The sequence below is a fragment of the Sulfitobacter sp. SK011 genome (assembly GCF_003352065.1).
Classification (GTDB): Bacteria; Pseudomonadota; Alphaproteobacteria; order Rhodobacterales; family Rhodobacteraceae; genus Sulfitobacter.
The window spans coordinates 3,844,424-3,865,150 of record NZ_CP025803.1; the positions used below are offsets into that span (position 1 = coordinate 3,844,424).

20 protein-coding genes and 1 other RNA gene are annotated in these 20,727 nt (G+C 57.0%); 10 read left to right on the forward strand and 11 right to left on the reverse strand.

Going from position 1 to position 20,727, the window contains the following annotated elements:
* Positions 1 to 2 precede the first annotated feature (2 nt).
* Together C1J02_RS19025 and C1J02_RS19030 are read right to left on the reverse strand one after the other, a co-directional pair.
* Positions 3 to 1,862, reverse strand: a complete 1,860-nt coding sequence (locus C1J02_RS19025; protein WP_254693294.1) for an extracellular solute-binding protein — start codon at positions 1,860 to 1,862, stop codon at positions 3 to 5.
* 263 nt (positions 1,863 to 2,125) lie between these two features.
* A complete protein-coding gene (locus C1J02_RS19030; protein WP_114879971.1) occupies positions 2,126 to 2,629 on the reverse strand; it encodes a cytochrome c family protein in 504 nt (167 codons plus the stop codon).
* 130 nt (positions 2,630 to 2,759) lie between these two features.
* Between C1J02_RS19030 and C1J02_RS19035 the strand changes: the two genes are divergently transcribed.
* On the forward strand, positions 2,760 to 3,602 hold the full coding sequence (locus C1J02_RS19035; RefSeq protein ID WP_114879972.1) for a prephenate dehydratase: 843 nt from the start codon (positions 2,760 to 2,762) through the stop codon (positions 3,600 to 3,602).
* Between the two features lie 66 nt (positions 3,603 to 3,668).
* Here the strand turns inward: C1J02_RS19035 and C1J02_RS19040 are convergent, their stop codons facing one another.
* The 3 genes from C1J02_RS19040 to nudC all read right to left on the reverse strand — a co-directional run bounded on the left by C1J02_RS19040 (position 3,669) and on the right by nudC (position 6,052).
* Positions 3,669 to 4,268 (reverse strand): short chain dehydrogenase, encoded by a 600-nt coding sequence (locus C1J02_RS19040; RefSeq protein ID WP_114879973.1) that lies wholly within the window; start codon positions 4,266 to 4,268, stop codon positions 3,669 to 3,671.
* 261 nt (positions 4,269 to 4,529) lie between these two features.
* Positions 4,530 to 4,997 carry an SRPBCC family protein gene (locus tag C1J02_RS19045; RefSeq protein ID WP_114879974.1) on the reverse strand — a complete coding sequence of 156 codons (468 nt, stop codon included), beginning with the start codon at positions 4,995 to 4,997 and terminating at the stop codon, positions 4,530 to 4,532.
* Positions 4,998 to 5,083: 86 nt separating this feature from the next.
* Positions 5,084 to 6,052, reverse strand: coding sequence for an NAD(+) diphosphatase (gene nudC, locus C1J02_RS19050; protein ID WP_114879975.1), 969 nt, complete (start codon positions 6,050 to 6,052; stop codon positions 5,084 to 5,086).
* Positions 6,053 to 6,215: 163 nt separating this feature from the next.
* Here nudC and C1J02_RS19055 point away from each other — a divergent pair, with 163 nt between their 5' ends.
* Positions 6,216 to 8,063 carry a 5'-nucleotidase C-terminal domain-containing protein gene (locus C1J02_RS19055; protein ID WP_162798377.1) on the forward strand — a complete coding sequence of 616 codons (1,848 nt, stop codon included), beginning with the start codon at positions 6,216 to 6,218 and terminating at the stop codon, positions 8,061 to 8,063.
* A gap of 37 nt (positions 8,064 to 8,100) precedes the next feature.
* An RNA gene (ffs, locus tag C1J02_RS19060) (signal recognition particle sRNA small type) lies at positions 8,101 to 8,198 on the forward strand.
* A gap of 116 nt (positions 8,199 to 8,314) precedes the next feature.
* Here ffs and C1J02_RS19065 read toward each other — a convergent pair.
* Positions 8,315 to 9,154, reverse strand: a complete 840-nt coding sequence (locus C1J02_RS19065; protein WP_114879977.1) for a neutral zinc metallopeptidase — start codon at positions 9,152 to 9,154, stop codon at positions 8,315 to 8,317.
* 64 nt (positions 9,155 to 9,218) lie between these two features.
* On the opposite strand from C1J02_RS19065, the gene C1J02_RS19070 reads away from it, so the two are divergent.
* The 4 genes from C1J02_RS19070 to recR are packed head-to-tail and all read left to right on the forward strand — an operon-like array spanning position 9,219 to position 12,409.
* The gene (locus C1J02_RS19070) at positions 9,219 to 9,581 is read left to right on the forward strand and encodes a YidH family protein (RefSeq protein ID WP_114879978.1); all 363 of its coding nucleotides are present in this window, start codon (positions 9,219 to 9,221) and stop codon (positions 9,579 to 9,581) included.
* A gap of 38 nt (positions 9,582 to 9,619) precedes the next feature.
* The gene (locus C1J02_RS19075; RefSeq protein WP_114879979.1) at positions 9,620 to 11,362 is read left to right on the forward strand and encodes a DNA polymerase III subunit gamma/tau; all 1,743 of its coding nucleotides are present in this window, start codon (positions 9,620 to 9,622) and stop codon (positions 11,360 to 11,362) included.
* A 54-nt stretch (positions 11,363 to 11,416) separates the two neighbouring features.
* Positions 11,417 to 11,761 carry a YbaB/EbfC family nucleoid-associated protein gene (locus tag C1J02_RS19080; protein WP_114879980.1) on the forward strand — a complete coding sequence of 115 codons (345 nt, stop codon included), beginning with the start codon at positions 11,417 to 11,419 and terminating at the stop codon, positions 11,759 to 11,761.
* 54 nt (positions 11,762 to 11,815) lie between these two features.
* Entirely contained in the window at positions 11,816 to 12,409 is a 594-nt protein-coding gene (gene recR, locus C1J02_RS19085) for a recombination mediator RecR (RefSeq protein WP_114879981.1), read from the forward strand.
* Positions 12,410 to 12,499: 90 nt separating this feature from the next.
* Here recR and C1J02_RS19090 read toward each other — a convergent pair whose 3' ends face one another.
* From C1J02_RS19090 to C1J02_RS19100, 3 genes are all read right to left on the reverse strand, one after another.
* Complete coding sequence (locus C1J02_RS19090; protein WP_114879982.1) at positions 12,500 to 13,678, reverse strand: type III PLP-dependent enzyme; 1,179 nt, start codon at positions 13,676 to 13,678, stop codon at positions 12,500 to 12,502.
* Between the two features lie 271 nt (positions 13,679 to 13,949).
* Complete coding sequence (locus C1J02_RS19095) at positions 13,950 to 15,050, reverse strand: endonuclease/exonuclease/phosphatase family protein (protein WP_114879983.1); 1,101 nt, start codon at positions 15,048 to 15,050, stop codon at positions 13,950 to 13,952.
* 124 nt (positions 15,051 to 15,174) lie between these two features.
* Positions 15,175 to 15,936 (reverse strand): DUF1013 domain-containing protein, encoded by a 762-nt coding sequence (locus C1J02_RS19100; RefSeq protein WP_114879984.1) that lies wholly within the window; start codon positions 15,934 to 15,936, stop codon positions 15,175 to 15,177.
* Between the two features lie 124 nt (positions 15,937 to 16,060).
* Here C1J02_RS19100 and C1J02_RS19105 point away from each other — a divergent pair, with 124 nt between their 5' ends.
* Positions 16,061 to 16,705 carry a ribonuclease T2 gene (locus tag C1J02_RS19105; protein ID WP_114879985.1) on the forward strand — a complete coding sequence of 215 codons (645 nt, stop codon included), beginning with the start codon at positions 16,061 to 16,063 and terminating at the stop codon, positions 16,703 to 16,705.
* Positions 16,706 to 16,719: 14 nt separating this feature from the next.
* On the opposite strand, the gene C1J02_RS19110 is transcribed toward C1J02_RS19105, so the two are convergent.
* A complete protein-coding gene (locus tag C1J02_RS19110) occupies positions 16,720 to 17,706 on the reverse strand; it encodes an NAD(P)H-quinone oxidoreductase (RefSeq protein WP_114879986.1) in 987 nt (328 codons plus the stop codon).
* A gap of 139 nt (positions 17,707 to 17,845) precedes the next feature.
* Here C1J02_RS19110 and C1J02_RS19115 point away from each other — a divergent pair, with 139 nt between their 5' ends.
* Together C1J02_RS19115 and C1J02_RS19120 are read left to right on the forward strand one after the other, a co-directional pair.
* Positions 17,846 to 19,078, forward strand: coding sequence for a class I adenylate-forming enzyme family protein (locus C1J02_RS19115; protein ID WP_114879987.1), 1,233 nt, complete (start codon positions 17,846 to 17,848; stop codon positions 19,076 to 19,078).
* Positions 19,075 to 20,175 (forward strand): thiolase family protein, encoded by a 1,101-nt coding sequence (locus C1J02_RS19120; protein WP_114879988.1) that lies wholly within the window; start codon positions 19,075 to 19,077, stop codon positions 20,173 to 20,175. The genes C1J02_RS19115 and C1J02_RS19120 overlap by 4 nt, the downstream gene beginning before the upstream one ends.
* On the opposite strand, the gene C1J02_RS19125 is transcribed toward C1J02_RS19120, so the two are convergent.
* A complete protein-coding gene (locus C1J02_RS19125) occupies positions 20,164 to 20,709 on the reverse strand; it encodes a biotin transporter BioY (protein ID WP_114879989.1) in 546 nt (181 codons plus the stop codon). The genes C1J02_RS19120 and C1J02_RS19125 overlap by 12 nt on opposite strands.
* Between the last annotated feature and the right edge of the window lie 18 nt (positions 20,710 to 20,727).

Here is a 20,727-nt window from a genome sequence, read left to right on the forward strand (position 1 = left end):
GTTTACCTCAACGCGCCATCTGCACGCAATTTCGCGGCTTTTTCTTCATTGAACCACCAGAAATCAAGGTACCCCAAAGCATAGGCAGGGGGCGTTTCGGGATGTTCGTACTGATCATAATAGGCAACCCAATAGCTGTCCTTGTACCAAACCGGAATGATAAAGAATGCATCACGCAAAGCACGGTCCAGCGCCATGATGGCCGCGGCCTCTTCTTCGCGGGTCTGGGCGTTCAGTGAGGCGTCGATAATCGCATCCACCAATGGGCTTGCCAGTCCAGCCGGGTTAAACAGCGAAAATTCCGCCGCCTCCGACCCATAGTATTGCGCAAGGCCCGTTCCTGTCCCCAGGAACGCTGCATAACTGTCAAACAGCAGATCATAGTCACGATCCCGGGACCGCGCAGTGAATTGGGAACCATCCACTTTCTCAAGGGTCGCATCAATGCCGAAGGACTGAAGGTTTGAGACAAAGTTTTCAACCACAGCCGTGGAGGTGGGCGAGCTTGCAGAATTGAATAGAAAGTTAAGCTTCAACGGCTCGCCTTGCGCATTCACCCGTTTGCCGCTTTCCACCGTCCAACCCGCATCATCAAGCAGTTTGGCCGCCGCACGCGCATTGCGCCGATCCAAAAGCCGATCTGGCTTTGATGTATGCGGCAGGCTCAATTCTTGGGTCAACATCGCCGGCGGTACCAGGTCACCAAGGCTCTTCAAAAATTCCAGTTCCGCACCTTCGGGAACACCGGTCGCCATCAATGGCGTATCCTGAGTAAAGGATGCACGTTGCTTGAACAGCCCATATTGCAGGGATTCGTTGGTCCATTCAAAGTTGAACGCCAATGCAATCGCCTCGCGCACACGCTTGTCCTTAAGCGCCTCGCTGCCAAGGTTGAACACAATACCTGATGGAGTTGCAGGGGCACCATCGGCGATTTCTTCGGTCACGATCGCGCCGCTTTTCACTTTCGGAAAATCATACCCCGTCGCCCACTTCTTGGAATCGCCTTCGTTGCGGAACGTATACTCACCCGCTTTGAACGCCTCAAATGCAGCCGTGTCATCGCTGAATATTTCCAACCGGATACGGTCGAAATTATTGCGCCCCTGATTGATCGGCAGGTCATTCCCCCAATAATCCGGGTTGCGTTCCAACACGATGCGGCGCGACAGGTCCAAAGACTTGATGACATACGCCCCCGATCCCGGCGGGCCATCAAGCCAGGAATCTTTCAGGCCATTGCCGGTCTTTTCAAACCACGCCTTTGGCCAGGCCGGAACACCGCCAACCTGTTCGATCAGGCTGCGCCGTGAAATACCTTCGGCAAAGTAGAATTTGATTGTGTGATCGTCGATCACCTCGACGTTCGGAATGCGTTTGCGCACCGCTTCCGCATAAGATTTCAGCCCCTCGTCCAGCAAAAGGTTGTGCGAGAAATAGATGTCATGTGCGGTCACGGGCGTCCCGTCTGAAAACCGCGCTTCCGGCCGCATGTGGAAGATGACCCAGGATTTATCCTCTGGGTATTCAAGCGTTTCACACAGCAGGCAATAGGCCTCGCCATAGACATCCGAAGGCAGGCTTTCATTGCTGGGCGCTTCGCCAAGCAGGCTCTCAAATCCAAAAATCGAAAACAGATGCGCACGGCCTTTGCCGGAATAGGGGTTCATCGAATCCAGCGATCCCACAAAAGCGATCGAAATCTCGCCGCCCTTGGGCGCATCCGGGTTCACATAGTTAAAATGCGGGTAGTCAACAGGATAGGTCAGATCGCCATAAAACGAATATCCGTGGCTTCTGGTGATCTTGCCTTCGTCAGCCCAGACATGCGTGGCCCAGATCACAGACAGGCCCAAAACCATAAACGCGGCCCAATTCGCCCAGAGTTTTTGATGTAACGTCCGGGTGGCGGCACGGGTCTTTGGGTGGGTCATCAGGCACATCCTTTGTATCGCGTTACGCGCGGGCATTTTGTTAAACTAGGCTAATGCGGCAATAGGCCAAGGCGCAAGTTGCGAATATGTAATCTTGCCGCACAGCCTATCAAACCCCCGTTATACCTGCTGCAGATATGAAAAAGGCCGCCCCGAAACGGAAGCGGCCCTTGATACCGGTGGGTATGAAATCAATTGTCGAGGCTGTCGAGATAGGCAATCACGTCTGCGCGTTCTTCGATCTTTTTCAAGCCCGCAAAACCCATTGTGGTGCCCGGCGCATAGCCTTTGGGATTGGCCAGAAAACCGTTGAGGTGTTCAGGCGTCCAGACGTCCGCCACCTTTTCCAGCGCGCCGGAGTAGGAAAATCCATCCGCCGCATCAACCGGACGGCCAACAACACCGATCAGATAAGGGCCAACAGCATTCGCGCCCTTCTCGACCTTGTGGCAGGCGCTGCATTTCTTGAATACCTTTTCGCCCTTGGCAATATCTGCAACCGCCAGCAGTTCGCCAAAGTCGACTTCGGCCTCTGCGCTGTCGCCACCAGCATCGGCAACTTCGATCACATAAGAGGGTTCGCCATGCGCTTCGGCTTGATACATTTCCGACCCGGCCCATTTGCCGAGCAAAAGGATCAACCACGCCCCGAACAGGCCAGCGGCAACTTTGGTGATGGTCATCGTGTCGAACATGGGCTTTGGTCCACTACTTTGTAACAGGCATCTCTTTCATAGCGTTACTATTGCTTTCCCTTGGCGCGGGCAAGGTGTAGTTACCGCGACCAATTGCCCGACTAACGGAATTTGATCAAGGAATGCGGTTATGAACGCCCAGACAACCCCACGCATCGCCTTTCAGGGGGCCTTGGGTGCCTACAGCCACGAGGCCTGTCTGCAAGCCCGCCCCGGGATGATTCCCGTGCCCTGCACGACATTTGACGGTGTGATCCGTGCGGTGCGCGAGGGGCGTGCCGACCTTGCGATGCTTCCGGTCGAGAATACAACCTATGGCCGTGTCGCCGATATTCATCGATTGCTGCCCGAAAGCGGCCTGCACATCATTGGCGAAGCATTTGTGAGGGTTCGCATTGCGCTGATGGCGCGCCCGGGCGTTGCATTGTCTGACGTGAAACACGTCCGCGCGCATCTGGTTCTGCTGCCCCAAGCGCGCAGTTTTCTCGACGCACACGGCATTACGTCAGAGCCCGCCGCCGACAGCGCCGGTGCTGCCGCGGAATTGGCGGAACTGTCCGGCTCAACAGACGGTGTGCTGGCCAGCGAAGTTGCCGCCGACATTCATGGACTGGAGGTTCTGGCCCGCGATATTGAAGACCTCGATCACAACACCACCCGTTTCCTGCTGATGGCCCCGGACATCGACCTGACCCGGCGGGGCGACAATATGCTGACCACATTCGTGTTCGAGGTCCGCAACATCCCCGCAGCGCTTTACAAGGCGATGGGTGGGTTTGCCACAAATGGCGTCAACATGACCAAACTGGAAAGCTACATGGTCGGTGGATCATTCACCGCAACCCAGTTTTATGCGGACATCGAAGGCCATCCCGAGGATCCGCCGGTCAAACGCGCATTGGAGGAATTGGGATATTTCACCAACATGCTTGAGGTACTGGGCGTCTATCCGGCCAGCAGAGGACGTGAATGAGAGGATGATGTGGGTTTCGGGGAGGTGACGGACGTTCCGTCAATCTCCACGCCACCCGTCGCCGCGTTACCCGACAGTGACAACTTGTCCGGTCTGGGCACCCTCAACACATTTGGCATAGGCCAGCCCGACATCTTGTGATGGCACGGGTTTATGACCCCGAAACCATTCACCGTAACGCGTGGCAGAAACATCCAGCATTCCGGGGCTGACCACATTTATCCGAAGTCCGCGCGTCATTTCTATCGCCGCACTCCGCACAAATCCCGCCAGCGCGCCGTTTGCTGTCGCGGCGTTGGTGCCCATGCGGATTGGATCACGATCCAGAACACCACTGGTCAGGGTGAAGGATCCGCCATCTGCGATCACGTCCAACCCCGCGAGAACCAGATTGACCTGCCCCATGACTTTCTGACGAAGACCGACCATGAAGCTGTCCTGATCAAATTCGTGCAGCGGTGCAAAAGTCGCATCGCCTACACAGGAAATCACGGCGTCAAACATGCCAACCTTCCGGTACAATGCTTTCACAGCATCCAAGTCGGCCACATCCACGCGATAGTCACCCCCAGAACGTCCCACGGTAATGATGTCATGCCTTTCACCAAGTTCCTTGCATGCGGATTGCCCGATATCGCCTGCTGCACCCACTATGATGATTTTCATCCCTGATCCTCCAGTTTCCGATCATACCAGCTGCGCTTTCGGTCGGGAATTGTGCAGCACCGATCCAAATCTGCTTGCCGGCCAAAGGTCCGATCGTAGTTAATGCCGACTTGTCGAAAGACTAAGACAGGTGCGCTCCGCATCATCTGCAATCTTCATGCCAATCTGACCTCTCGCCTCAGGTCAAAAACCAAAGTATCGCTTGCCCGGGATTACCTGCATTTTGCTGCGGCCAGTTGACTGACGTCAACCAGCCCCCCCTCACGCCATCTTCACATACCGCTCTTCCATGCCCTTGGCATATTCCCCGATCCGCAATTTATACTTGCGTGTCAGCGACGCCTTGGCCAGCTTCATGGACTGCACCAAAAGCCGCGCTGACAGGGTCAGCGGTTTGACCTCCAGCGCCACGTTTAGCCGCGTGCGATTGCGCGACAGTGCCATCAATTCAAAGCTCATCTGCCCGACCAGTCCCGGCGACGTGCTTTCGACAATAATATCGTTCGGACGGTCAAAGGTGACCATTTCGACCTGCATCTCGCGCCGTTTGCCACGCATGTCAAAGACGGTTTGCCACATCATCCCGACACCGGGGGCGGTCAGACGATCCACACGCTGAACCTCGGCACCGCGCCGCATCGCAGACCGCTCAAATCCTTCAAAATCGCATAGCATCTCAAAAACAGAATCTATTGGTGCTTCAATATCTTCTCTGGTCGAAAATTTCATATAGCTGCCTTTTTCGCTGCTGATTTCTCAGCCACTCAATTGGTGTCGCGCAGAAGCGGGTTAACATTTCGTTAACCATTGTTGCGTTAATCAAGCGTATCCGCAAGCCAGTTCTCTAGTAAAAAGTGTGCAATTGCCCCCTTACGTGCGGGCAGGATATTGGCATGATGACCTGCAAAAATCTCCAGCATTTCTTCGCGGCTGATCCAAAGCGCATCCTCAATCTCTACCGGGTCAATTGTAATGTCGCGGCTGGTCGCCACACCTGAACATCCAAACATCAATGACGCCGGGAACGGCCATGGCTGACTGGCAAGATAGCTCACGGCACCCACCTGCACGCCGGCTTCTTCAAACACCTCGCGGCGCACCGCAGCCTCAAGCGTTTCGCCCGGTTCCACAAACCCGGCAAGCAGCGAATACATTCCCTCGGGCCACCCCGGTGAACGCCCCATCAGAACTGAATTCCCATGGGTGATCAACATGATCACAACCGGGTCCGTGCGCGGAAAATGCGCGCCCTGACACGCAGGGCATGTTCTTTGCCATCCCGCCTGAGTGATATTCGTTTCATGACCGCAACGCGCACAGAACCTATGGATGTCATGCCATCCCAGGATGGCCTTGCCGGTCGCGGCCAGTTCCGCATCACGGGTATCAAGCCAGGTCATGATACGGCGCAATTCTGCAAAAACCATCGTTTCCGGCAACAGCGGATGGCGCTGCTCGCTGGGGTCGAGAAACCCACCCAAGGCAGCGGCATCCAATCCCTCAGGCATCCAACCGGATATATCAAACGCAAACCGGGCAGCACCATCTTCGCGCCCCAACAATATCGGGTCTGCAACAGCCTGCTGAAGCACCGGATGGTCCAGTGCAAGCCGCACCAGTGCCGCGGGCCGCTCCGGTGTGATCAGCGGCTTGCCACGCCAGAACAGGACGGCACGCGCCTCAGGGTTCGAGCGGGCAGCTTCAACAGCTTTCGCATCATTTCGGATCTCGCCTGCCCGGTCCAGCGCTGAGCCGCCAAAAGTTACCTGCTCCGCGTATTTCATGCGTGGCTCTCACTATTCCATGTTGTTCGATCTATCGCTTTTGCGCAACGGACACGAGGTTTAGGGCAAAGGCAACCCCCGTTGTCCTTGCACCTTTAGGTGCAATCTGCTGGAATGTTTGCAACCTAAAGACGATTATCTTACTGCCATACAGGACCTTATTGTGAGTACAGAAATATCGTTACCCACTTGCAGCGCAGTTCGGGGCAGCGATGTCAGCTACGACACCGCAAGGCTTCGAATTCTGGCCACCACCGACATCCACATGCAATTGCTCGGACATGATTATGTGTCGGATCGACCAACCGCAAACAAAGGTCTGGCTGGAATTGCAACCTTGATCGCCAAGGCCCGCGCAGAGGCAGCGGCAGACCGCTCCGGCTGTATCTTGCTGGACAACGGAGACATGTTTCAAGGGACAGTCATCGGTGATATTCTGGCCGCTCACCCTGTAAATCGCACCCATCCCCTCGTGTCCTGCATCAACGCTTTGCAGTATGACGCGTTGGGTCTGGGAAACCATGATCTGGATTTCGGATTAGATTATCTTCGCGATATTTCCTCGCATTTGGCCATGCCGCTGGTCAGCACGAACCTCAATCTGCACACGCCCGATTTCGTACAAAACGCTGTTGTCATCAGATGCAAGCTGCCGCACCGCAGCGGCATGGACGCGCATTTGAAAGTCGGTGTGCTGTCAATATTGCCTGCCAAAACATCTATCTGGAATCACCATGTCCTTGAGGGCAAGGCAGACGTGGCACCGCCCATGCCTTGCCTGCGTGCCGCAATAGCAAAGCTGCGGGCGCGCGGCGCGCAGGTGATCGTCCTGCTGGCACATATGGGCATCGCAGAGGTTCATCAGGGTCACGACGAAAATGCCCTGTCGCTCGCACAAATCCCCGGAATTGACGCCATCATCGCAGGTCATACGCACCGACGCTTCCCCGCCGGTGATCACGCCGGTATGTCGGGCGTGGATGCAAGCAAAGGCACTATTGCACAACGGCCCGCAATCATGCCCGGCAACGCAGCCTCCGATCTGGCCGTGCTTGACCTGTCCCTTACCAAAATGTGGTCAGGTGCCTGGACTGTAACCCGTCACACCAGCAAGCTGCGCGCCAATACGGCCACGACACCGCCAGACACCAAAATCACAGCGCTTTGTATGCCCGTCCATCATCGCGCGCAGAAACATCTGTCAGAATGTGTCGGACACACAAACAACGTGCTGCATAATTACTTCTCGCTCGCCATGCCCACCGGGATTGCCGCGTTGACAGCGCGCGCAAAGGCACGGGTTGTGCAGGCTGCACTGGCGGGAACCAGCGACGCTAACACCCCGTTGCTCGCCTCTGTCGCGGCCCATACCGCAGGCGGGCGTGGCGGCCCCGACCACTTTTTATGCATTCCAAAAGGCCCCGTCTTGCGCCGCCATATCGCCGGGCTCAGCCCCTATGCAAACCAGATCTGGGCGGTGCGGATCACTGGTGCCGGTTTGCGCGCCATGCTGGAAACCACCGCATCCGTTTTTCATACACTCAAGCGGGATAACCCAAACCAACCATTGGTCGATCCGCTTATTCCCACGTTCAATTTCGATACTGTGTTTGGTGTGTCATATGCGATTGACCCGACCCAGCCCCCCGGCAAGCGTATCACGACATTGCACCATAACGGCCTTAAGGTGCTGGCAGATGATCGTTTTATCCTGACAACAAATCAATTTCGCGCCGCCGGAGGCGGAGGTGTGATCCCCACAGCAAACAGCGATATTGTTCTGCGCAGCAAAACCAACATCTCGGACGCCCTGATTGATGCGTTAAAGCATCCCATGGACAGTATCTGGCCATCCCATCAGCCTTGGTCCTTTGACTGCAACGGCAAGGTACACGCGATGCTCAAAACGTCTCCGGCAGCACTGGATCAACTGGGAGATGCAGCACATCTAGGTCCAACCGAGACCGGCACCACCGACGATGGTTTTGTCACACTGCGCCTGACTTTGTGATCCTTGCGTTTGGCCAAATCCCATCTTATATGACCGGTGAGAGGTTGGTGCGGGCAGGCGCCTCGCCAACCTGGTCAGATCCGGAAGGAAGCAGCCACAACGAGTCCCGCTTGGGTCGTTATCAATCTCTCACCTCAGCACATGCGCAAAGCGAATGCGCACGCAGCCCAGATGGCGCATCCGCATCATACCGCCGAACCACGTCGCTTCCGGCCCCGTCATCGCTGCCACGGATATCCTCTCCCAGCCCCCTACAACTGATTGGCAGCAAAGGTATCGCACTGCCCGACATTGCCACTGTCATACCCACGCCCAAACCAGCGCGCACGTTGCTCTGATGTGCCATGCGTGAATGTATGTGGCTGCGGAACCTGACCCGCCTGCCGTTGCAAATGATCGTCGCCGATTTTGCGCGCGGCATTCAGCGCTTCATCCAGGTCACCTCTTTCCATCAGTCCCTGCACATTCGCGGCCCAAATCCCTGACAGGCAATCGGCCATCAATTCCAACCGCACGGTCAGCGCATTTGCTTCAACTTTTGAAGACTGCCTGCGCGCCGCGTCCACTTTCGGCAAAATCCCAAGCTGATTTTGCACATGATGCGCAACCTCGTGGGCAATCACATAGGCGGCTGCAAAATCACCCCCCGCACCCATGCGCTGACTCAACATCGTGAAGAATGACGTGTCGAGATAGGCCTTTTGATCTGCAGGACAATAGAACGGCCCGGTGGCCCCGGACGCGCCACCACAGGGGCTTTGTGTGACACCGGAAAACACGATCAAATTGGGCGGCGTATAGGTGCGGTCCAATTGTTCGCGAAACACCTTTGTCCAGACATCTTCGGTTGTGGCCAGCACCTGTGCGCTGAACTGGGTGGCCTTGTCGTCTGCTTGTGAAACCGGGGCACCTTGCTGGGTCTGGACAGCACCGCCACCATTCAACAACGGGCTGACGTCGATCCCGGTAAAATAGCCGATTGCCAGCACAGCCAACAAACCGACAATACCAACGCCGCCTGCTTTGCCAGCACGACCTCCCCCGCGACGCACCTCAACATTCTTGCTCCGCCGAATACCCCGTAACCGCATCTTAGTTCCCCTCACTGTGTCCTGCGCTATTGTCAGTCGAACGCGCCGCGCGCACAATAGTTCAATGAGCAACAGCAATAAACTTGCAAAAGACCGCACCGATTGGGCCGAAGACCGCACCATTCTGGCAAATGAACGCACCTTTGCGGGCTGGATGCGCACCGGCATGGCCTCACTTGCGGTGGCCATCGGTCTTAGGGCGGTTTTTGGCGCATTTGAACCGACATGGGCGGCCAAAGCCGTCGCAACCATCTTTGTGCTCACGGCCGTCTATATCTTTTGGGCGGCACAGGATTCTGCCTGCGCGACACTTCAACGTCTCGACGACAACGAAGCCCATGCCCAACCAGCACGCCGGATGAAAACCCTCGCGCTGATCTTTGCCTGTGGGTCCATTGCGGTTGGCGGCATCCTCTGGATGCTTTAGCCTGACATCTTGATCCCCGAATCCGCAACGGAAACCCAATGACCGACCAACCCGCCTATCGCGTGCTTGCCCGTAAATACCGCCCCGAGACCTTTGTCGATCTGGTCGGGCAGGATCCAATGGTGCGCACGCTGAAAAATGCGTTTGAGGCGGACCGCATTGCGCAGGCGTTCATCATGACCGGCATTCGCGGCACCGGCAAAACCACAACCGCGCGGATCATCGCCAAGGGCATGAATTGTATCGGACCGGACGGCAAAGGCGGGCCCACAACCGAACCCTGCGGGCAATGCGAACATTGTGTCGCGATCATGGAAGGCCGCCATGTCGATGTGATGGAAATGGATGCCGCCTCCAACACCGGCGTCGCCAACATCCGCGAAATCATCGACTCGGTGCATTACCGCGCCGCATCGGCCCGTTACAAAGTCTACATCATCGACGAAGTGCACATGCTGTCCACCGGTGCCTTTAACGCGCTCTTGAAGACCCTCGAAGAACCCCCCGAACACGTCAAATTTATCTTTGCCACCACCGAAATTCGCAAAGTGCCAGTGACGGTCCTGTCGCGCTGCCAACGGTTCGATTTGCGCCGTATTGAACCTGAGGTGATGATCGCCCTGATGCGCAAGATAGCGACAGCCGAAGGGGCCGAAATTGCCGATGATGCGCTGGCCCTCATCACCCGCGCCGCCGAAGGGTCCGTGCGCGATGCAACGTCTTTGCTGGATCAGGCGATCAGCCACGGGGCGGGCGAAACAACGGCTGTTCAGGTCCGGGCAATGCTGGGGTTGGCCGACCGGGGTCGGGTGCTTGATCTCTTCGACATGATCCTGCGCGGCGATGCGGCGGGCGCGCTGACCGAACTCAGCGGGCAATACGCAGATGGCGCTGACCCGATGGCGGTCATGCGTGATCTGGCCGAAATTACCCATTGGGTGTCGGTCGTGAAAATCACGCCCGACGCCGCAGAGGATCCGACGATCTCACCTGATGAACGCAGCCGCGGCCTGACCATGGCCGAGGCCCTGCCGATGCGCGTTCTGACCCGCCTGTGGCAAATGCTGCTCAAGGCGCTCGACGAAGTCGCTGCCGCCCCAAACGCGATGATGGCCGCCGAAATGGCGATCATCCGACTGACCCATGTGGCCGAGCTGCCCAGCCCCGAAGAACTGGTGCGCAAGTTGCAAAATGCCACACCGCCGCCCTCCGCACCCGCATCAGGTGGCCCGTCTCCATCCACGGGCGGTGCACCGACGTCATACCGACAACATACCGACGTTGCACAGACGTCGAATTCCGGCGGCACAGTGACCGCCCTGGCCCCCGACATCGACGCCGCTCTTGCCCGGCTTCCGACCTTTGATCACGTTGTCGAACTGATCCGCGCCAGACGTGATGTCAAACTGCTGGTCGAGGTTGAAACCTGCCTGCGCCTGGACAGCTACCAACCCGGCCGCATCGCTTTCACCCCCACAGACGCTGCCCCGCGCGATCTGGCGCAGCGCCTTGGTGCCTGCCTGCAACGCTGGACGGGCAACCGCTGGGCCGTGACCATCGTGAATGATGCCACCGCTGAAACCATTGCCGAAATCCGCGATGCCAAAGACCTGAACCTGCGGGCTGAGGCCGAGAACCATCCGCTCATGCAGGCTGTCATCGCCCAATTCCCCAAAGCCAAAATCACCGCAATCCGCACCGCCGAAGACATCGCCGCCGATGCGGTAAGCGAGGCGCTACCTGAGGTCGAAGATGAATGGGACCCCTTCGAAGACAGTTGATAACTGCCCTGACCGGCATCATATAAGGCCAAACCGAACACAAAGGAGATCACAATGCTCAAAGGACTAGGCGCACTTGGCGATATGGCCGGGATGATGAAAAAAGCGCAGGAAATGCAGGGCAAGATGGCCCAGATGCAAGAAGACATGGCCAATATCATGGTGACGGGCGAAAGCGGCGCAGGCCTTGTCAAAGCCACGGCGACAGCCAAAGGAGAACTCAAAGGGCTCGACATCGACCCTTCTATCTTTAACGGCGATGACAAAGAGGTGGTTGAGGACCTGATCCTTGCCGCAATAAAAGACGCCCAAGGCAAAGCGTCCGAACGCGCGCAGGCCGAAATGGCGAAACTGACCGAAGGCATGGGCCTGCCCGCCGATATGAAATTGCCATTCTGACATTTCATTGTTCTCAAAATACACATTGACCAACCGCGCAGCGAAGGACGCCGTTTGAGCAGTACCCGCGACATCGACAACCTGATCGAACTGATGGCCAAACTTCCCGGCCTCGGTCCCCGCTCGGCCCGGCGCGCGGTGCTTCACCTGATCCGCAAACGGGCGCTGCTGCTGACACCTTTGGCGGATCTGATGCAGACCGTCGCCGCCACCGCCCGCGAATGCCTGAACTGTGGCAACGTCGGCACAGCGGACGTTTGTGACATCTGCGACAGCGAAAAACGCGCCAACGGCGAATTATGCGTGGTCGAAGATGTGGCGGATCTCTGGGCGATGGAACGCTCTGGCGTGTTCAAAGGGCGGTATCATGTGTTGGGCGGCACGCTGTCCGCGCTTGATGCCATCGGCCCTCAGGAACTGCGCATTCCGCGCCTGATGGACCGGGTTGCCACCGAAGGGATCACCGAAGTCATCCTGGCCTTGAATGCGACCATTGACGGTCAAACCACAGCGCATTACATCGCAGATCAGCTTGACGGTCAGGTTCAATTGACCTCGCTGGCGCAAGGCGTTCCCATCGGGGGTGAGCTTGATTACCTCGATGACGGCACAATCACCGCCGCCATGCGCGCCCGCAAAGCGCTTTAGCTTTTACAGCCTAATCAAACGCCCGCCCATAAACAGATAGGCCGTCCGCTCCTCCCAAAGCAGACGGCCCTTCCGCGCGATGTTGACCGGTCAGAGAACAATCACATCAAGCGGCGGAAATCCATTAAACCCGACAGAGCTGTAGGTGCTGGTATAAGCACCGCAGTTTTTGATCATGATCCGATCGCCCGAACGCAGATCAAGCGGCAGATCGATGGGTGTCTTTTCATACAGGATATCAGCTGAGTCGCACGAAGGTCCGGCCAGCACACAAGGCCCGACCAGCCCACCATCATGCTCTGTCACAAACTGATAGCGGATCGCTTCGCCTTCTGTCTCTGCCAGTCCGGAAAAACGGCCAATATCCAGATACACCCAACGGCGCTGCGCCTCTTCTGATTTTTGTGACACCAGCAACACCTCGGCTGCGATGTGACCGGCCTCGGCCACCATGCCGCGACCTGGTTCAGCCATGATATGAGGCACATTGCCAAATCGCATTTCAACCGCTGCCATGACGGCCGCAGAATAGGCGCGTGGTGCCTCGACGGTTTCGCCATAAAACGCTGGAAAACCGCCACCGATGTTCAGCAGTTGCAGGTCGTGACCGGCCTCAATCGCGGCGTGCCAAAGCGGTGCGACCTGATCCAGAACCGGGTTCCAGAATTCCGCCTTGCGGGTCTGCGAACCAACGTGAAACGACAAACCATACGGCACAAGCCCAACTGATACTGCATGATCAAGCAAGGATGGCAGCATCGAATCTGCACAACCAAATTTGCGGGTCAGCGGCCAGTCGGCCAGCGAATTTTCAACAATTACACGGATATACACCCGCGCACCGGGCGCATGTGCCGCGATCTTGTCCAGTTCGGCAACGCAATCGGCGGCAAACAAGGTCACACCGGTCGAATGTGCAAACGCAATATCGACGGGCCGTTTGATGGTGTTGCCAAAGGAAATGGTCGACGGATGGGCACCCTGAGACAGCACCAGTTCGACTTCCTGACGGGACGCCGCATCAAAACCACAGCCTTTTTCGACCAGCATGCGAATGATCTCCGGTGCCGGGTTCGCCTTGACTGCATAGTGAATGTGCGCGCGACCCAAACCGGCGTGCAACGCATCATATTGCGCGGCAATCCGATCACGGCTGACAACCAATGTCGGTTTGTCGAACGTGTTGTTCGCGATGTAATCCGCTGCTTCGTCAAAATTCAAAGGTGCATCGGCGCGCAGTGCCGCGCTGGTTTGTGCAGTCATGGTCATCTCCAAAGAGCCAAGTGGGGAGGTAGAACCCCAACAGGTCGTTTCAAGAGACGTTACCGTCGCTGCATAAACGCGGGTCAGTCAAGTACATTCCTGACCGGCCAGAGGCGCGTGCGTTGGCGTCTGTGTGACGCCATTTAAGCGGAATTGAGATTCGTACAAGCTGAAAATGCACTCTGCCGAAATTCGATATCTGACCCAATGCACCGTGTCCTGGCTGCATCATTTGTCACACACGGGATGAAACCCAATTCCAACGATCATTCTCCCCTCAATCCTCCCAGTCACTGCCAATGGCCTCGCGCGGGCGATCCCGCTCTTCAGCGATCATTTCTTTTGTTTTGCGGGTTTCTTTTGCGTCAGCCGGATCGGGTTTCGTCTCGGCTGCCTTGGTCCTGGCAAGGGCCAGAACAAACCACATCGGAAAATGGTCCGACCCGATTTTTTCCAACCGCGCCATCTCCACCAATCTGAATTCAGGGTCATGGAACAGATGATCAAGCGGCCAGCGCATCCAAGGCATCGTCGCGCTGAAAGTATTGTAAAATCCCCGACCCACACGCGGATCAAGCAGGCCCGACAACCGCTGAAAACGTCGGGTTGTGGTCGACCACGCCACATCGTTGAGGTCCCCTGCAACGATGGCTGGCAAGTGATCCTTTTCTGCTTCTATTCCGACGAGGGCAATCTCACTGTCTCGTCCGATCGTATCATGGTCAATGACTGGTGGTTCAGGGTGTACCACATACAGCCGAATGTCCGACCCATTGGGCAAACGCACTGCTGTGCGGATCGACGGCACACCTTCGGTAATCATCTCACGCACATCCGTTTCAGACAGTGGAAATTTCGACATCAGGCAAATGCCATATCCGTTGTCTTTCGGCACCTCGACCCAATGTGCAAATGTATCCCCAAGAGGGGCCTTCAGCGCATCAATCCACCCCTCATCCACTTCGATTACCAGCACAACATCAGGTTCGCGCGCTCGAATAAGAGAGATCAGCCTATCGAACTGCCGATTGGATTTCTTGATGTTGGCCGCCAGAATCCTGATGTGGCTCTGTGTATCGTCGCGTAATTCTGCCGGTGCAGCGACAGACTGCTGGCTCCAGATCGGTGTGAACTTGATGGTATGAATAAGTTGGATCGCGGCAAGCAAACCAAGCGTAGCCGCGCCAAACCATCCCCAAGCGTTCGGGTGCACGACCAGCATCAGAACCGCCAGTACCAGCGCCATCACGAAAAGCTGTTGGCGTGGAAAGGCGAGCCCGCGAACCACACCATGAGGTATTTTGGAAAAAGGTATCAGGGTCGCGACCAGTACCAGCAGTCCAACAAGCCAAAGAAGTCCAATGCCGAGTGTCGTCAATTTGCCCCCCTGAGAATTCCGATTTTCCTATCTGAAAAGCGAAAGGGTGCAGGAAAGACATCCTGCACCCCGAATTACTAACACAAGATCGCGCTAGTTGGTTCCCCAAAGACGCTCGGAATGCTCAGGACTTTTTGTCGGCCTCGTCGTCATCGTCATCGTCTGGCAGCGAAAAGAAGCTGTCGGCGTCGGAATAATCGCCCTTGTCCTCATCTTCATCATCTGCCGGATTTCCAGAGAGCGTAAAGGTCTCCAGCCCTTCAATTGCCGTTGGAATCTTCGGCTCTGAATCCATCCCAAGGCTTTGTTCCGTGCTCACCAGTTTGCGCCGCTCATCGTCGTTCATCACTTCGCCAGCGGCTAGCTTCTTGGCGGCTGCCTTTTGCACGGCAGCGTCCAGTTCAGATTGCTTGCACAACCCCAGTGCAACCGGATCAATGGGTTGGATGTTTGAGATATTCCAATGGGTCCGGTCACGGATCGCCTGAATCGTCGGTTTCGTGGTGCCGACCAATTTGCTGATCTGCCCGTCTGTCAGTTCTGGATGGAATTTCACCAGCCAATAGATCGAGGCAGGCCGATCCTGACGTTTCGACAAGGGCGTATAGCGTGGCCCACGCCGCTTTTCTTCACCCTGCGCCGCGGCGTTGAACTTGAGCTTAATGACGTGAGTGGGAGAGTCTTGTGCGGCTTCGATCTCATCCTGGGTCAGTTGATTGTTTGCAACCGGATCAAAACCCTTCACGCCCTGCGCCACATCGCCATCCGCAATGCCCTGCACTTCCAATTCGTGCATGCCAACAAAATCAGCAATCTGCTTGAAGCTGATGGTGGTGTTGTCCACCAACCAAACAGCGGTGGCTTTGGCCATAATTGGTTTTGCCATTTTATCTCTCCTTTGAACGCAACTTCCCCGTCGCCTGAAAGGCTGTCCTGCGGGGCAGAACGGTTTCCATTGTCGGGGAACTTAACGCCTATATAATGAGCCATGAAACATAAGGAAAGACCCAATGCGCATCCTGCTGATCGGGTTTGTGGCGCTCTTGTTTGGTGCCGCCCACCCTGCCACAGCCAAGAATGAACTGGCCGGTGAATTCGACTATTTCGTGCTGTCGCTCAGCTGGTCACCAAATTGGTGTGCCATTGAAGGTGACGCAAAACGATCGCCACAATGCGCTGAAAAATCCGGCCACGGTTGGATCATGCACGGTCTCTGGCCTCAGTTCCATCGCGGCTACCCCTCCTTTTGCCGCACGGTTGAACGGCCCCCATCGCGCGGCATGACCAGCGCCATGGCCGACATTATGGGCACAAGCGGGCTGGCATGGCACCAATGGAAAAAACATGGCTCTTGCACCGGCCTTTCCGCGCAGGATTACTATGCGTTGTCCCGCCGCGCCTATGCGCTGATCGAACGCCCCGCCATTTTTCGCAAACTCGACCGCAGCGTCAGATTGCCCGCCTCAGTTGTCGAAGACGCTTTTTTGAAATCCAACCCGGCCATCAAAGCAGACGGCATCACCATCACCTGCCGCAATAACCGCATCCAAGAGGCGCGCATTTGCCTGTCACTTCAGCTCACCCCAGTGCCCTGCGGACAGGACGTAATACGAGATTGCCAGATGAAAGACGCTCTGTTTGACCCGCTCCGTTGAATGTCGTGCCCCGTTCAGCCTGCGATTTTCAAAACAATCTTGCCAATATGGCCGCTTGTCTCCATCCGCGCATGCGCTTCTGACGCCGCTTCGAAATCATATTCGCTGTCCATCACCGGGGCCACACTGCCCGATGATAGAAGCGGCCAAACCGCTTCTTGCAGTTCCTGTGCGATGCGCGCCTTTGCCAGATCACTTTGCGGGCGCAACGTCGATCCGGTCATCGTCAGGCGGCGTGTCATCAGGGTGGCAAAATTCACTTCAACTTTCGGTCCTTGCAGGAATGCGATCTGAACCAATCGACCATCCTCGGCCAACGCCTTTAGGTTTCGGGGAATGTAATCGCCCCCCACCATATCAAGAATGAGATTTGCACCCCCTACGGGCTGCAAGACTTCCACAAAATCACTGTCCCGGTAATTGATCGCCTCTTCGGCACCAAGCGTAATGCACGCCGCACATTTTTCATCTGTCCCGGCTGTGGCAAACACCCGCGCGCCAAAGGTCCGCGCCAGTTGGATCGCCGTTGTGCCAATGCCCGATGATCCACCATGCACCAAAAACCGTTCTCCAGCCTTCAGACCGCCGCGCATAAAGACATTCGACCACACGGTGAAAAACGTCTCGGGCAGGCACGCTGCCTGTTTCAGCGCCATACCAGACGGGATCGGCAAACAATGCGCGGCAGGTGTGGCAACATATTCGGCATATCCGCCACCGGGCAGCAGCGCACAGACACGATCGCCAACAGCAACGGTCGACACGCCAGCACCAACAATGACCACCTCACCTGATGCTTCCAGCCCCGGCAGATCACTTGCTGTGGGTGGTGGCGCATACATGCCAGCCCGTTGCAACGCGTCCGGACGGTTTACGCCGGCGTAAGCGACCTTGATCACAACCTGACCATATCCGGCTATGGGCATTGGCCGGGTTGTGACCTGTAATACCTCTGGCCCGCCGGGTTTGGTGATCTCAATTGCACGCATCGTCTCAGTCATCGGCTCATCCCCACGTTACAGATATGATCACCAACATAGACGCGGCACGCATCCCATGCACCCGGATATTGTGTGCTTGGCCATTGGCCGCGTGATTTGATAGGTCAGTAGCAAGGCAACGTAATGTGAGGCACTGAAAATGGCGCAAGCCGCGACGTTTAGATGGGATGAACGCGCACGGCTTTTCGCGGGCGATATCGAAATCAAACGGCCAAAGACCGGCCAAGACCAGCCCTTCAAACAGATTGCCTGCGCGCCAACAGCCGCGGCCCTGTCCGACGTTGGTGCAGCGCTGATTGGCAATGGCGGTTTTTGCGTTTCTGAAAAACCATTGCCGCCAGATCTTGAAACCGACAGTAACCACTTCCTTACCCTTACGGGTGGATCGTCGGGTCAGCCAAAGATTGTCTGCCGGTCACAGGCGTCGTGGATTTCCAGCTTTGAAGTTAACGCAACGCAATTCGACTTCACCGAAAATGACTGCATCGCCGTTTTCGGCAAACTCAGCCACTCACTTGCGCTTTATGGCGTGCTTGAAGCGCTGCATCTTGGTCTGAACGCCTTTGCCTTGGACGGCTTAAGCCCCCGAACGCAGCGGGCAGCGCTGGCGGACCACGGCATCAGCGTGCTTTACGCTACGCCAACACAATTGCGCTTGCTCGCGTATCCAAAGGGCGAAGAATTGCCCGGTGTGCGGCTGATCCTATGCGGCGGGGGCGACCTGAACCCATCCACACGGGCAGCGGCCAGGACACTTTGCCCCAATGCCGCGCTTCATGTCTTTTATGGCGCTGCTGAGACCAGCTTCATCACTCTTGCGGGTGCCAACACGCCTGACGGTTCGGTTGGCCAACCCTATCCCGGCATGGTCCTGCGTGTTCTGGATAGAAATGGCGTGCCGACAACCGGCGTTGGTGAGGTCTGGGTCCAAAGCCCCTATCTTTTTGAGCGCTACATGGCCAATGACCCCGCTGATACAAGGTGGAAAGATGGGTTTGTCACCGTGGGCGAAATGGGCAAGATCGACACCGACGGCAACCTCTGGATCAAGGGGCGCAAAACGCGGATGATCACCATAGCCGACCAGAATGTATTCCCCGAAGACATCGAAACGCTGATCTCAACCAATCCCCAATTCGGGGCATGTGCCGTGATCCCGGTTTCGGACAGGACACGTGGCCACCGCTTGATCGCCATCTTGCAAGGGGTGCAAAATGCCGCGATGGCTCAAGCCGTGAAAGACATATGCCATGTAAAACTGGGGGCCTTGATGACCCCGCAAAAGGTGCTGTTCCACCCGTCCTTGCCACTGCTTGGCTCCGGCAAGATTGATCTGGTCACCCTGTCTAATTGGGTGGAGGGCCAAGTGTGACGGCCTATATCATCGCCGCCTGCCGAAGCGCTGTTGCCCCGCGCGGCGGCGCACTGTCACATCTGGAAATGCACGCGCTTGCAGGGCCAGTCCTGCGCGCGGCGCTGTCGCAGGCTGGACTAGAAGACAGTAATGTCGACGAGGTCATCGTCAGCAATGCCCTCGGCGCAGGCGGCAACCCTGCGCGCATCATCGCCCTTGCGGCGGGCCTGCCGGAGCGCATCGCGGGGCTGAGCATTGATCGGCAATGTGCGGGCGGTCTGGACGCCCTTTTGCTGGCCCGTCAGATGATCCGCAGTGGTGACGCTGATGTGGTCGTCGCAGGCGGGGTGGAAAGCTATTCACGCCGCCCGGTTCGGATGAAGACCTTTACGGATGGGCGTGCGCCCGTGGCTTATGATCAGGCGTCTTTCACCCCCTGGCCCGACCGCGATCCTGACATGGCAGAAGCAGCAGATGCGCTGGCCCAATCGCTTGGCATCACCCGCAATGCACAGGATGACTGGGCAATCGCCAGCCATACCAAAGCACTGTCCTACCATCCGACACCCAACGAAATCGTCCCGATTGACGGGGTGACCAAAGATACATTCACACGCCGCCTAAGTCCTGCATTATGTGAAAGAGCCAAAACAATTACAGGGGATATCACAGCGGCCAATGCGGCCGTCGCCGCAGATGGGGCCGCATTCTGTGTGGTGGTATCTGAACGCGTGGCCGCACGGCTTTCAGGCCCCAAAGTTGAAATCGTTGCGGGGGCGACGATGGGCGGCGCACCAGATTGTCCCGGCCTTGCCCCAATTGCCGCCATCACAAAGATCATGGCTCAAACCGGCCTGTCCCCAAAAGACCTCTCCGCCGCCGAGATTATGGAGGCCTACGCGGTACAGGCCATCGCTTGTGTTCAGGGCGCGCACATTGATCCGGGCATCGTGAACCAAGGCGGCGGTGCGCTGGCGCGGGGCCATCCCATTGGCGCATCCGGTGCAATCAACGCGGTGCGGCTGTTTCATGACCTGCAGAAAAAAGGCGGCACTGGATTGGCTGCGATTGCCGCAGCGGGTGGGATCGGAACCGCGCTGTTGTTACGTGCGTGACAGCAAACTTGCGGGGCGCGCCTTGGCCAATCCCGCGGTGATAAACCCCGCCAGAATGACCTTGATGATGTCGCCGGGTATATACGCCCCAAGCACGATCAGCGATTCACCCAATCCCTTGTCCAGAATGAACATGAACCCAGTGATGCCAAAGAGATAGAGCACCAAAATGCCCCCAACCGCAGCGGAGACGCCGGCGGCCAGACCAACCGGTTGCCTGCGCATCTGCTCCATCACGAAACCCGTCGTGAACGCCGCGATGGGGAAACCGACAATGAACCCAACAGTCGGCGATGCAAAGACACCCAAGCCCCCGCGCCCACCAGCCAGCAGCGGCAGCCCAAGTGCCACCAAGCCAACGAACAACAGGACAGCAAGCCCACCACGCCTGGCACCCAACACTGTTCCACAGAGCATCACACCAAGGCTCTGCGCCGTGATCGGCACGCCTGTCGCAAGCATCAGATTTGGCATCAACCCAAGGGCCGCGATCAAGGCAGCAAAAATGGCAATGAGAGCGATTGAGCGTTCCATGTGGTATCCCTGACTTGC